Genomic DNA, 14,487 nt, shown 5'->3' with positions numbered 1-14,487 from the left:
GTGAAAGCATGATGCGATGCAGACGGCAGGGGACCCATGACCCGACTCGCGCCGGCGCCGCCCGCGCGCCGGTACTCCGCACCGGCGCGGGACCAGGACCTCCGGGATCCGGCGCGGGACCGGGACCCGGAGCGGACGTGCCGCCGGTGGCCCGTCGCCGCCGTCCCGGCCGCCGTGATGCTCGCCCTCGGAACCTGGGGGATCACCCGGCAGGGCAGCATGTGGCGCGACGAGGCCGCGACCTGGCAGGTCTCCCACCGCTCGCTCGCCGAGATCCTGCGCCTGCTGCACGAGGTCGACCTCGTGCACGGCCTGTACTACGTGATCGTCCACGCGCTCTTCGCCGTCTTCGGCGACAGCCTCTGGACGCTGCGGCTGCCTTCCGTCCTGGCCATGACCGCTGCCGCCGCCCTCACGGCACGCCTCGGCGCCCGGCTCGCCGGCCCCCGCGCCGGACTCGCGGCCGGGCTGGCCTTCGCGCTGCTGCCGTCGGTGCAGCAGTACGCGCAGGAAGGACGCCCGTACGCGCTCGTCGTCGCCGGGGCCGCGCTAGCGACCCGGCTGCTGGTCACCGCGCTCGACCGGCCCGGCCGGGCGCGCTGGGCCGGCTACGCCGCGACCGTACTGATCACCGCGCACCTCAACTGGCTCTCGCTCCTCGTCCTGCCCGCGCACGCGGCGACGGTGCTGCTCGTCCGGCCCGGACGGCGGCTGCTGCGCCAGTGGACGCTCGCCGCGCTGGCGGCCCTGGCCGGAGCGGCGCCGCTGATCGCCGCCAGCCGCTCGCAGGCGTTCCAGGTGTCGTGGATACGGCCGTTGCAGTGGCCGACAGTGCTGGGGGTGGGGCTGCTGGTGGGGGTGGGGTGCCTGTGCGCGGCGGTCGCGCGCCGGCCGGGGCGCCGTGGGTCGTCCGTCGTCCCGCTCGCGCTCCCGCTGCTCGCCGTGCCGCAACTCGCGCTCGTCCTTGCCTCGTTGGTGCAGCCGATCTATCTGCCCCGGTATGTGCTCTACACGTCCGTGGCGCTGGCCCTGCTGATCGGGGCCGCCGTGGACACCGCCGTGCGGGCCGCCGGGGCGCGGTGGCGGCGGGTACGGCCCTGGGTGCTCGTCGCGGGCGCCGGGGTGTGCGCGTTTGTCGCGCTGCTGCCCGTGGAGCGGCAGTTGCGGCAGCCGCAGAGCCGCGTCGACGACGTACTGGCGGCCGCCGACCGTGTGGCGCGTGTCGCCGACCCCGGTGACGCGGTCCTGTTCATACCGGCCGCGCGCCGCGACACGGCCCTGGTCTCGCCGGGAAAGTTCAGCGGTCTGCGCGACCTGGTCCTCACGCAACGGCCCGCGCCGTCCGGCACGCTCAAGGGATACGAAGCCTCGCCGCGGGGGATACGGGAGGCGATGCTCGCCGTCCCCCGCATCGTGGTCGTCAGCGACGCCCCGGCCGTCGCGTCCCGCACGGCACCGGAGCGGGAGCGGACGAAGACGGCCGTGCTGCGCGAGTACTTCGAGCCGCTGTCCGACGCGGAGGTCAACGGGCGGCGGGTGACGGTGTACGGAAGACGCTGAGGCGGGTGAGGGTGAGGAGCTGACGGGGTTCGGGGTGGCGCGCTATGGTGATACGCACCGGTGACGTCCCATGGCACCAGTTGGTCAGGGCCGTCCGTTCCGAGGGCCTGCGGGACGTGTACGGCCAGGCAAGATTCAGGCCCAGCCGGAGAGCTCTCGGTTCGACGATGGTCGGGCCGTGGAGCTAGGTCGCTCCGGAGAGACAGCAAGTGGCCCCCGTCCCGGCGATCGGTCTATCGCCGGGAACGAGGGCCGACCGATTAGGCGGTTACTGGTCGGGATCCCTCAATGGCGATGAGGACTGCCGACCACCGCCGACCGGTCATCGCTCCACAAAAGAAGAATGGCCCCCTTCCCGGTGATGGTCAGATCGCCGGGAACGTGGGCCGACCGGCTAGGTGGTTAGCGGTCGGGAGTCCTCAGCAAGGTTGAGGATTGCCGACCACCGCCGATCCCGGTACCGTCCAACAAATGAAGAGTGGCCCCCGTCCCGGCGATAGGTCACATCGCCTGGAACGAGGGCCGACCGATTAGGCGGTTACTGGTCGGGAGCCCTCAGTGGCTTTGAGGACTGCCGGCCACCGCCGACCGGTCATCGGCGGAAGCACCTCCCGAGGAACTCGCGGATGGTTTCCACAAATAGCTCGAAGCGTGTCTTCTTCCGATGACGTCCCATGGACGCCCCCTTCCATTTCATTGAACGCGGCTTGACCGGGGCCGCACCGGAGGAGCCCGCCGAATTCGGACTCCACGGAGCAGGAGCCCGACGCGCGGAGGACTGTCCTCCTTTGGAAGGGGGCGCACTGGGTGCGCCGTGCGATCACTTTATCGCCTTGCAGACCCCAACTGCCTTTCCCGTAAGGGTGGTTGCCGGTACGCATGAACGAACCGCCCCCCACTCAGCCGCACACCCGACCACCCCCTCCCCGATCCGGGTGAACTCCCCCCGATCCGGCGCCACTTGCCGTGACCGACTCGGCAGCCTTGCTGTCCGGTCCCAGCGAAGGAGGCGCCTCCTTGGTGAAGGTGGCAGCACAGCGCGCAGTGATCGGTACCGGCCTCTTCGGGGTGCCGGACGCACGGCTCGCGGCGGCTGTCGGCAGAGCCGGAGGGCTCGGCGTCGTCGACCTCGGAAGCGACGGCAGGGCCGCCCGGGAGGCGCTGGAGCTCGTCCGTGCCTGGACCCCCGACGCCTACGGCGTCCGGCTCTCCGCCGACTGCGCCCTCCGCCCCGAGGAGCTGTACGCCCCCGACGGCACCGGCCCGCACGCCGTGCTCCTCGCCCCCGAAACCCCCTACGGCATCGGGCAGTTCCCGCCCGGAGCCGTCCTCGCCGAGGTACGCGGTCTGCGCGAGGGCCGTACGGCGGTCGGCGCGGGCGCCGCTGGGCTGATCGCGCGCGGCAGCGAGTGCGGCGGGCCCGCGGGCGAACTGTCCACGTTCGTGCTGCTCCAGCAACTCCTCGCCGATCACGACGTGACCGTGCCCGTGTGGGCCTGCGGCGGCATCGGGCCGCACACCGCGCCGGCCGCCGTCCTCGCGGGCGCCGCCGGAGTCGTCCTCGACGTGCAGCTCGCGCTGCTCGACGAGGCGGACACCGCGCCCGAACTCGCCACCGTGCTCCGGTCAGTTGACGGTACGGAGACGCGGTATGACAACGGCCGCCGCACCCTCACCCCCGCACACCCCGGACTGCCGCTCCCCCGAAGCGGTGAAAACCTGCCCCTCGGTCAGGACGCCTTCCTCGCCCGCCGCTTCGCCGACCGGTACCGCACGGCCGCCGTAGCCGTACGGGCCGTACGCGAAGCCGTCGACCGGGCCGTACGGGACCGCGGCGCCCCCGCCGCGCTCCGCCCCGGCTCACCCATGTGCGGCAGCGGCAGCCTCGGCACGCGACTCCCCGTCGCCCAGGGGCCCATGACCCGCGTCAGCGACCAGCCGCGCTTCGCGAAGGCCGTCGCCGACGCCGGAGGGCTGCCGTTCCTCGCCCTCGCGCTCGCCGACGCGGAACAGACCCGGGCCCTGCTGAAGGAGACCGGGGACACTCTCGGGGAGCGCCCCTGGGGCGTCGGCATCCTCGGCTTCGCGCCCGAGGAGGTCCGTACCGCCCAGCTCGCGGCCGTGACCGCACTCCGGCCCACCCACGCGATCGTCGCCGGCGGCCGGCCCGCGCAGGCCGCCGAGCTGGAGGCGCACGGCATCCGTACGTTCCTGCACGTGCCCTCGCCCGGGCTGCTGGAGCAGTTCCTCGCGGCGGGCGCCCGGCGCTTCGTCTTCGAGGGCGCCGAGTGCGGAGGACACATCGGACCGCGCAACAGCTTCCCGCTCTGGGAGGCCCAACTCGCCGTCCTGGAGGACTTCCTGGCAGGACAGCAGCAGCCCGCTGTCGATGTGCTCTTCGCCGGCGGCATCCACGACGCGCGCTCCGCCGCCGCCGTCGCCGCCCTCACCACGGGCATCCGCGCCGCCGGCGCCACCACCGGCATCCTCATGGGCACCGCCTACCTCTTCACCGAGGAAGCCGTCCACTGCGGCGCCGTCCAACCCCTCTACCAGCGGCAGGCCCTCGCCGCCGAGCACACCGCCGTCCTGCGCACTGGCCCCGGGCAGGTCACCCGCTGCCTGCCCAGCCCCTACTGCCGCACCCACGAGGCCCGCAAGGCCGAGCTGAGCGAGCGCGGCGTGCCCGAGCGGGAAGCGTGGGAGGAACTGGAGCAGCTCAACCTCGGACGGCTGCGCCTCGCCGGCAAGGGCGTCGAGCGCGTCGGCGACACCCTCGTCGAGGCGGATGAGCAACGGCAGCTCGCCGAGGGCCTGTTCATGGCCGGGGAAGCGGCCGTCCTGCGCAGTACCACGACCGACGTCACGGAACTGCACCGGCAAGTCACCGAAGAGGCAGCGGAGTTCTACGAGCGGCGCGCTGCCGGCACCGCACCGCTGACCCCGCCGGGGGAGCAGCCCGTGCCCGAACCCCTGGGCATCGCGGTCGTCGGTATGGCCTGCGTGTTCCCCGGCGCCCCCGACCTGCCGTCCTACTGGGCCAACGTGCTCGCCGGCACCGACTCCGTCACCGAAGTGCCGCCCGGCCGCTGGGACCCCGCCGTCCACCACGGGCCGCAGGCCACCGCCCACGACGTGACCGCGTCCACCCGGGGCGGATTCCTGCCGCGCATCCCCTTCGACCCGCTGCGCTACGGCATCCCCCCAGCCTCCCTGCCCGCGATCGACCCCGCGCAACTGCTCGCCCTGGAGACCGCCGCCCGGGCCTTGGCCGACGCCGGCTACGACCGCCGCGCCTTCCCCCGCGACCGCACCTGCGTGATCTTCGGTGCCGAAGCCGGCAGCGACAGCGCGGACGCGCTCACCCTGCGCACCGTCCTGCCGTCCTACACCGGCCGCCTCCCCGAGGAACTGGCCGCGCAACTGCCCGCCCTCACCGAGGACTCCTTCCCCGGCCTGCTCGCCAACGTCATCGCCGGACGCATCGCCAACCGCCTCGGCCTCGGCGGCACCGCCTACACCGTCGACGCGGCCTGCGCCTCCTCCCTGACCGCCCTCGATGCCGCCTGCCGGCAACTGCGCACCGGCTCCGCCGACCTCGCCCTGTGCGGGGGCGTCGACCTCCACAACGGCATCAAGGACTATCTGCTCTTCTCCTCCGTCCCCGCGCTCTCCCCGACCGGCCGCTGCCGCCCCTTCGACGCCGACGCCGACGGCATCACGCTCGGCGAGGGCGTCGCCTGCGTCGTACTCAAGCGGCTCGCGGACGCCGAACGCGACGGCGACCGCGTCTACGCCGTCGTCGAAGCCGTCGGCAGCTCCGCCGACGGCCGCTCCCTCGGCCTGACCGCGCCCCGCCGCGAGGGCCAGCGCACCGCCCTCGAACGGGCCTACGCGCAGGCCGGTGTCCCGCCCGCCGCCGCCGGCCTCGTCGAGGCCCACGGCACGGGCACGGTCGTCGGCGACCGCACCGAACTCGCCGCGCTCACCGAGGTGTTCACGGACTCCGGAGCCCGGCCGGGCGGCTGTGTCATCGGCTCCGTCAAGTCCCAGCTCGGGCACACCAAGTGCGCCGCCGGACTCGCCGGAATGATCAAGGCGGCCCTCGCGCTCCACACGGGCGTCAGGCCGCCGACCCTGCACCTGCGCCACCCCAACCCCGGCTGGCAGCCCGACGACAGCCCCTTCGTCTTCCACGACAGGGCCCTGCCCTGGCCCGCCGGACGGCGGGTCGCCGGAGTGAGCGCGTTCGGCTTCGGCGGCACCAACTTCCACGCGGTGCTGCGCGCCGCCGACGGAGCCGTGCCACCCCGCTGCGGCCACGACGCGTGGCCCGCCGAACTGTTCGTCCTGCGGCACACGGACGACGCCCGCGCACTGCTGCGGCTCGTCGAGGCCAACGACGGCGCCGGCCGGCCCTGGCGGCTGCGCGACCTCGCGCTGACCGCCGCGCGGCGTACGGGCACGGGACCGGTGGGCGCGGCCGTGGTCGCGGAATCACTGGACGGGCTGCCGGAGTTGCTGCGATGCGTGGTGGCGGGGGAGGAGCGGCCCGGGGTGTGCCTCGCCGGGGTCTCCGCCCCGCCGCCCGGCAAGGTCGCCCTCCTCTTCCCCGGGCAGGGCAGCCAGTGGCCCGGCATGCTCGCGGAACTGTTCACCGCCTTCCCCGAGACCCAGCGCCATTTGCGCTCCGTACCCTCCGATGTCCTGTTCCCGCCCGCCGCGTTCGACGCAGCCACCCGGGAAGCACAGCGGGCCCGCCTCGCCGACACGCGGAGCGCCCAGCCCGCCCTCGGCGCGGTCTGCCTGGCCGTCCACGACGTGCTGAAGCGGCTCGGCGTACGGGCCGACATGGTGGCCGGACACTCCTACGGAGAACTCGTCGCCCTCGCCGCCGCCGGTGCCCTCGCCCCCGAGACGGTGCCCGACCTCAGTACGGCCCGCGCCCGCGCGATGGCCGCGGCCGCCGACGGCGCCCCCGGAGCCATGGCCGCCGTCGCGGCGGAACCGGAGAAGACCGAAGCGCTCCTCGCGGAGACCGGACTGGCCGAAGCGGTCGTCGTCGCCAACCACAACGCGCCCGCGCAGACAGTGATTTCGGGGCGCGCGGCAGCCGTCGAGCAGGCCCTCGCCGCAGCGGCCGACGCCGGACTGACCGCGCACCGCCTCCCCGTCCCCTGCGCCTTCCACAGCCCCCTCGTCGCCGGAGCGGCGAGCGAATTCGAGGCGGCGCTGGCCGGGCACCCCTTCCGTACGCCCGGCATCCCGGTGTGGTCCAACGCGACCGCCGAGCCCTACCCGGACGACCCGGCCGACGGACGGCGGCGGCTCGCCGCACAACTCGCCGCGCCCGTCCGCTTCGTCGCGCAGATCGAGGCCATGTACGAGGCCGGCGCCCGCGTCTTCGTCGAGGCCGGTCCCGGCACGGTGCTCACCGGCCTGGTCCGCGCGATCCTCGGCGAACGCCCGCACCTCGCCGTCCCCTTCGCACCGCACCCCGACGCCGGGCTCCCCGGACACCTGCACGCGCTCGCCCGGCTCGCGGCGGCCGGCGTGCCCGTCGCGGCCGAGCGGCTGTTCGCCGGGCGCGACGCGGTCGTCGCCGACGCGCGGGCCGTGCCGGTACGGCCGGGCTGGACGGTCGACGGCGCACTGGTCCGTACGGCCGACGGGGAGCCGGTACGGGGTGGGCTGCGCCCGGCCCGACGGATCCGGCTCACCGGCGGGACCCCGGGCGCGCCGGACGCCGAGGGCCCCGACCTGCTGGCCGAATTCCTGCGCGGCAGCCGGGAGATGGTGGCGGCTCAGCGGGACGTACTGCTGGCGTACTTCGGGGCGGGGACGGTGCCGGCGCCGGTGGCGGACGCGCCGGTCGTGCCGGTTGTGGCGTCGCCCGCACCCGACCCTGAACCACGGATCGCGCGGGCCCCCGCGGTGGACATTCTGGACACGGTACGCACCGTGATCAGCGAACGCACCGGCTACCCCCTGGAACTCATCGAGCCCGAACTCGACCTGGAGGCCGACCTGAGCATCGACTCCATCAAGCGCACCGAGATCGTGGGCGAACTGGCCCGCCGCCTCGCGGGACCGCAGGGCCCGGTCCCGGGCGCCTGGCCGGAATGGGCGGAGTCGGGGGTCGAGGAACTGCTCCGGTCCCGCACGGCGAGGGCACTGGCGGAGGGGGTACGGGCCCGGTGGGGAGAGAGCACCGAGGCTCCGGGGCACGGGACCGCCTCCGGCGAGGAGACTGTGCCGGGCCTGCCGCTCCCGGCCGGTCCGCCCGTGCCCGAACCGCCCGGCGAATGGCCGTCCATCGGCGCGGCCGCCCGGGAAGGGCGAGGCCCACTCGACGGTCCGATGCCCCCGCACGTCACGGGCGTTCCGGTGGTAGGGGACGATACGGACGCTTGCCCGGCGGCACTGCCGCACGAGCCGTTGGACCCGGGGCCCGGGGCGGGCGTCGCGGTCGTGCGGGGTGATGCTGTGTCGGACGGCCCGACGCCTCCCCGCCTCGACGTGCCCCGACAAGTCGCTGACGCCCCGACAACTCCCCCCGGCAACCGTCCCCTTGCCCTGCCTCCCGAACGGCATCTCCTCCGGGAGACCCCGCTCGCCGGAGCCCCCGCCCCCGACGACGTCGCTTTCAGCGGCTGGCGGTTCCTTCTCCTCGGGGGCGACTCCCCCCTCGCCCGCGCCCTCCTCGACCGCCTCAACGCCCTCGGCGCCACCGCCACCCGGGCCACCACCCCGCCCGGCACCCACCACGACGGCGTCATTCACGTCGACGCCCTCACCGCCGGTACCGCGCCCCTCCTCCCCGCCGCCTTCTCCCTCTTCCAGGACGTCCTGCGGACCCCACCGCGCTATCTGCTCTGCGCCCGGCCCGAGGCCGAAGAGGCCCGGACCGCCGGGCTGGACGGCCTCTTCCGTTCGCTCGCCCGCGAGTACCCGGACAGCCTCGTCCGGTCCGTCGCTCTCGGCGGTGAGCGGCCCGCCGCCGTGCTCGCGGACGAGCTCGTCGGGGAACTCCTGGCCCCGGACCGGGCCCCGGTCGTCCGTCGGGCCGCGGACGGCACGCGGTACGGGACCGAGCTGTACCGGGCCCCGCTCCCCGCGACCGGCGGCGCCCCCGCGTTCGTCCCCGGCAGTGTGGTCCTGCTCGCCGGCGGGGCCCGGGGGATCACGGCCCGTACGGCCGTCTCCCTCGCCGCCGCCGGATGCCGCGTGGAACTGCTCGGCCGTACCGGCATCCCCACCGGCATCCCCACAGAGGCCGAAGACCCGGCCCTCGCCGCCGCTTCCGGCCTTACCGCCCTGCGCTCCGTGCTCGCCGCGCGCGGCGGCCTCCCGCCCGCCGGTATCGAGCGGGAGGCCCGCCGGATCCTCGCCCGGCGCGAAGTCGTCGCGACACTCGCCGCCATCGAGGCCGTCGGCGGAACGGCCCACTACCACCGCGTCGACCTGCGCGACCACGAAGCCGTACGCGCGACCGTCGGCGCGATCCACGCCGACGCGGCCCGTATCGACGCCGTCGTGCACGCCGCCGGCGTCGTCGAGGACCGGCTGTTCGCCGACAAGGAGCCGGACTCCCTCGCCCGCGTGCACGGCACCAAGGTCGACGGAGCGCACGCGCTGCTCTCCGCGCTGCGTGATCTCCCCGAACCCCCGCACACCACGGTGCTGTTCGGCTCCGTCGCCGCCGTCCTCGGCAACCGGGGCCAGACCGACTACAGCGCCGCCAACGACGCCCTCGCCGTCCTCGGCAGGCAGTGGCGGCAGGACACCGGAAGCCGCACCCTGACCGTCCACTGGGGACCCTGGGCGCCCGACCCCCGCCACCCCGGCATGGTCGGCCCGGAGCTCGCCCGCGCGTACGCCCGGCGCGGGCTCGCCCTGATCGACCCGGAGGAGGGCGTACGGGCGCTGCTGCGGGAACTCGCCCACGGCGACCCGGAGATCACCGAAGTGGTCCTCACCGCCCCGGGGCGGCTCCTGTGACGGCGGCACCCGAACCCGTGGCCGTCGTCGGGATGGCCGTCACCCTGCCCGGAGCGGGGGATCTGGGCACGTACTGGCACAACATCAGCACCGGGGTCGACGCCATCAGTGAGGCTCCGGAAGGGCGTTGGGGCAACGGTCAGGACCGCCCGCGTGGCGGCTTCGTCGACGGAATGGCCGATTTCGACTCCGCCGCTTTCGGGATCGCCCCGGCGGACGTCGCCGGCGGCGAGCCCGACCAGTTCATCGCCCTGCGCACCGCCGCCGCGGCACTCGCCGACGCGGGCGGCACGCTGCCGCAGGACCGTGCCCGCGTGGGGATCGTTCTCGGCCGGGGCGGCTATCTCACCCCCGGACTGGCCCGCCTCGACCAGCGCGTCCGTACCTCGGCCCAACTCGTGAGCACCCTGCGGGAAGTCATGCCCGGCCTGGGCGAGAAACGGCTTGACTCCCTGCGCACCGCCTTCCTCGACGCGCTCGGCCCGCACCGCCCCGACACCGCCCTCGGCCTCGTCCCGAACCTCGCCGCGTCCCGCATCGCCAACCGCCTCGACCTGCGCGGCCCCGCCTACACCGTCGACGCGGCCTGCGCCTCCTCCCTCGTGGCCGTCGACCACGCGGTCACCGAACTGCGGCGCGGGCGCTGCGACGTGATGCTCGCGGGAGGGACGCACCACTGCCACGACATCACCCTGTGGAGCGTCTTCGCCGACCTGAAGGCGCTGTCCCCCACCCAGCGCATCCGGCCCTTCCACCGTGACGCCGACGGCATGCTCCTCGCCGAGGGCACCGGCATCGTCGTGCTCAAACGGCTCGCGGACGCGCGGCGCGCCGGCGACCGGGTGTACGCGCTCGTACGCGGCGTGGGCGTCGCCGCCGACGGACGCGCCTCCTCCCTCGTCGCCCCCGACCCGGCCGGGCAGGCCCGCGCCGTGCGGCTCGCCTGGGCGGAGGCCGGGCTCGATCCCGCTGCCCCGGACGCGCTCGGCCTGCTGGAGGCCCACGGCACGGGCACCTCGCGCGGGGACGCTGCCGAACTCGCCGTGCTGGCCGATGTGTTCGGCCTGCCGGACCGTGGCCCCGACGCCGTCGTCGGCTCGGTGAAGTCGATGATCGGTCACGCCATGCCCGCGGCGGGCGCGGCCTCCCTGGTCAAGGCCGCGCTGGCGATCCACCACCGCATCCTGCCGCCCACCCTGCACTGTGAACTCCCGCACCCGGCCCTGGCCGCCACCCGCTTCCGGCCGCTCGCGGCCGCCCGGCCCTGGGAGGCGGAGGTACGCCGGGCGGGTGTCAACGCGTTCGGGTTCGGCGGGATCAACGCCCATGTGGTGCTGGAGGAGTTGCCGGTTCCCGCTCCGGTCCGCACGAGACGGGCCACCGTCGCCACCGCGCGCGAACCGGTACTGCGCCTCGCGGCGGACACCCCCCGGGCCCTGGCCGCGCTGCTGGACACCGACGACGCCGCCCTGCGTGCCTGCTCCGTACGGGGCAGCGGCCCGGCCCGGCTCGCCGTCGCCGGCCCCGGGGCGAAGCAACTCGCGCTGGCCCGCAGGGCTGTGGCCCGGGGGAGGCTGTGGGGCGGGCGCGGGGACGTGTGGTTCGTGCCGGAACCGTTGCTCGGGGCGGGTGGGGGACGTACGGCCTTCCTTTTCCCCGGGGTGGAGGCCGGATTCGCACCGCAAGTCGAAGACGTGGCACGACATTTCGGGTGGGCGCACGTCCCGGTCCCTCAGGAGGGGGACGGGAGCCTGGCCGGACACGGCAAAGCCCTGGTCGACGTGGGTGTCCTGCTGACTGTCGCTCTGCATCGCCTCGGTATCCGCCCGGACGCCGTCGCCGGCCACAGCATCGGCGAATGGGCCGCGATGGGCGTGGCCGGAGTGTTCGATGTGGACGAACCGGGTGCTTCGCTGACGGAAGTCTTCGCGCACCGCGTACGGCTTCCCGCACTCCCCTTCCTTCTCCTGGGGGCTCCCGCCGCCCGGGTCGAGACGGAGCTGCACCGCTTCCCCGGCGTCGTGCTCTCCCACGACGACGCCCCCCACCAGTGCGTCGTCTGCGGCCCGGCGGATCTGGTCGACGCCCTGGCGGGCCGGATGCGGGACGAGGGGGTCCTTGGGCGGGTGCTGCCGTTCACCTCGGGCTTCCACACGCCGATGCTCGCCCCGCACCTCGGGCCCGTCCGGGAGACCGTGAGCCGGATGACCGTACGGCCGGGGCGGATTCCCGTGTGGTCCGCAACGACCGCCGCTCCTTTTCCGGACGACGCGGCCGGTATCCGGGAAATGTTCCTGCGGCACCTCCTCGAACCGGTGCGGTTCCGGGAGCTGACCGAGGCTCTGTACGCGGCGGGCTTCCGGGCCTTCGTACAGGCGGGTACGGGCCAGCTGCCCGCGCTCGTCGGTGACACGCTCGGCCGTCGCGCGCACGTGGCCGTGACCGCCAACTCCCCGCAGCGCGCCGGGCTTGCCCAGCTCGACAGGGTCGTCGCGGCCCTGTGGTCGGCCGGTGCGGAACCGGACTTCGGCGCGCTGGGTGTCCGCGGGAAGCCGTTGCGTCTCGGTTCGGGCGCGGGCCCGGTCTCGCTGGCCCCGGACGTCCGCGACCGCCTGCGCGCCGAGTTCGCGAGGGACGGGGGAGGCCCCGCGAGCCCGCTGCGTGCCCTGGCCGGTCACGTCCCGGCGGCCGCCGAGCTGGAGGCGCTGCTCGATGAGACGGCGGCCACCGCGGCGGAGCTGTTCGCGGCGACGGAGCGTACGGACCAGGTGCCCGGTCGTCCGGGAACGGGCTCCGGGCGCGCGGCGCGTGCCGCCGCATCGGTTCCCCGCGACGGGGCAGCGGCCGTGTCCCCGCAGGGCGTGGCGGCCCGTCCGCCCGAGAAGCAGCCTGAGTCCACAACTGGCGGTGCACCCGTGTCCGTCGGCGCCCGCTCCGTCGCGCCGGCGCCCCGCGACGGGGCGGACTCGGCATACCGGTCGGGCACGGCCGACCGCCCCGGCGCGGCGCGAAAGCAACTGCCCGTACACCCGGCCCGCACCGGGCCGCCCTCCGTCCCCGCGGCGCCGGCCGTCACCCGTACCGTGGTCGACATCGACCCCGCCCAGCAGCCGTGGCTCCTCGACCACTGCTTCTTCCGGCAGCGTCCCGGCTGGCCCGAACTCGCCGACCGGTGGCCCGTCGTCCCCGCCACCACCATCGTCCAGTTCATGCTCGACGCCGTCGCGGCCGTCGACAGCGGCCGGACGCCTGTCGCCGTGTACGACGCCCGGTTCCTGGAGTGGGCGGTCGCCGCCCCGCCCACCGCCGTGGACCTCACGGTCACCGCCGGCCCCCACGGGCTCTACGACACCAGGTTCGGCCGGTACGCCCGCGCCCGCGTCCGGACCGCCGTCAACCACCCGGAGCCGCCCGCCCCTTGGGCCTGCGACGCGCCCGAGACCGGCCCGCCCGTCTCCGCCCGTGAGATGTACGACCGCCGGTGGATGTTCCACGGCCCGTGCTTCCAGGGCGTCACGGAGATCACCGCCCTCGGGGAACGCCACGTACGCGGCATCCTCACCACTCCGGACGCACCCGGCGCCCTCCTCGACAACGCCGGGCAGCTGCTGGGCTACTGGCTGCTGGCGCGCCACGGACTACGCTTCACCCCCTTCCCCGTCGGCATCCGGCAGCTCACCCTCCATGGCCCGCACCCCGTCCCTGGCACCCGCGTGGCCTGCCACCTCCGCGTCACTCGGACCGGAGACACCCTGCTGGAGGCTGATGGGCAACTCACCCGCGACGGCAGGGTGTGGGCGATGTTCCACGGCTGGCAGGACCGCCATTTCGACTTGACCCTGGCCACGGTCGCCACCTGTCGCACTCCGGAAAGCCGCACGTTCTCCACTCCGCAACCCGGGGGCTGGCAGCTGCTGTTCGACCACTGGCCCGACCCGGCCTCCTTGGAGCTGATGATGCGCAGCCAGTTCGCCGGTACGGAACGGGACGCCTATGCACGCCACCCTTTGCGTGGCAGACGGCAGTGGCTGCTCGGCAGGGTCGCCGCCAAGGACGCGGTACGGCACCACCTGTGGGCACACGACGCGGGGCCTGTGTTTCCCGGCGAGATCCGGGTGGACAACGCGCCCTCCGGGCGTCCAGTCCCTCACGGCGTGCACGGGCGGCGGCTGCCGCCGCTGGAGCTGTCCCTGGCGCACTGCCGGGAGGCGGCCGTCGCGCTCGCACGCCCCGGGGGCAGCCCGGCCGGCATCGGCATCGAGGAGATCACCGACCGCCCGGCCGTGACCTACGAGGCGATCCTGGCGCCCGCCGAGCGCGCCTCGTTCGAGCGGCTCGGCGGCGGGCCCGAGTGGCTGGCCCGGTTCTGGACGGCCAAGGAGGCGGCGGCCAAGGCCGAGGGGACGGGGCTGCGTGGTGATCCGCACGGCTTCCTGGTGAGTGCCGGGCGGCCCGGCCGTGCCGATCTGCTCGACGTCCGTGCCCCGTCGGGCCATTCGTACCGTTTGCGTCTCGCTCCCGTCGGCAATCCCCCCGGACTGCCGCCCAGGAGCTACGTCGTCGCCTGGACCGAAGCGGACATCGGCCAGGGCCCTGCCCAGAAGGAGGAGCAACAGCCTTGACCACGACCCCTGCGACCAGCAGCGAGTCCGACGTGCTCGCCCGGATCACCGAAGTGCTGCACCGCCTGCTCGACGACTGCGATCCCGTGCCGGGCGGCATCACGCCGGCAACCCGGTTCGTGGACGACTTGGACCTGGAGTCCATCGACCTGGTCACTCTCACTGGCATGCTGCGCGCCCACTACGGGGAACAGGTCGACTTCCCCGGCTGGTTCGCCTCGCTCGGGTTGTCCGAGATCGCCCGCCTCACGGTCGGGCACCTCGTCCGGCACATCGTGGACAGCTTGCGATGACAGCACTGAGT

Annotated in this window: 4 protein-coding genes; all 4 read left to right on the top strand. The window is 74.6% G+C overall.

The window, feature by feature from the left end:
* The first annotated feature begins 36 nt into the window (after window positions 1-36).
* Window positions 37-1,560: a glycosyltransferase family 39 protein gene (locus ACFP1Z_RS30540; protein ID WP_390320962.1), complete on the top strand. Its 1,524-nt coding sequence runs from the start codon at window positions 37-39 to the stop codon at window positions 1,558-1,560.
* A gap of 1,026 nt (window positions 1,561-2,586) precedes the next feature.
* Window positions 2,587-9,561, top strand: a complete 6,975-nt coding sequence (locus ACFP1Z_RS30535; protein WP_390321014.1) for an SDR family NAD(P)-dependent oxidoreductase — start codon at window positions 2,587-2,589, stop codon at window positions 9,559-9,561.
* Window positions 9,558-14,183, top strand: coding sequence for a type I polyketide synthase (locus tag ACFP1Z_RS30530; RefSeq protein ID WP_390320961.1), 4,626 nt, complete (start codon window positions 9,558-9,560; stop codon window positions 14,181-14,183). Before ACFP1Z_RS30535 ends, ACFP1Z_RS30530 begins: the two co-directional genes overlap by 4 nt.
* Window positions 14,180-14,476 (top strand): acyl carrier protein, encoded by a 297-nt coding sequence (locus ACFP1Z_RS30525; RefSeq protein ID WP_390320960.1) that lies wholly within the window; start codon window positions 14,180-14,182, stop codon window positions 14,474-14,476. The genes ACFP1Z_RS30530 and ACFP1Z_RS30525 overlap by 4 nt, the downstream gene beginning before the upstream one ends.
* The last annotated feature ends 11 nt before the right edge of the window (window positions 14,477-14,487 follow it).

It is taken from the genome of Streptomyces gamaensis (genome assembly GCF_042656465.1).
Taxonomy (GTDB): Bacteria; Actinomycetota; Actinomycetes; order Streptomycetales; family Streptomycetaceae; genus Streptomyces; species Streptomyces gamaensis.
The sequence above is the reverse complement of the archived record's forward strand: the minus strand, read 5'-3'. Positions and strand labels throughout refer to the sequence as shown.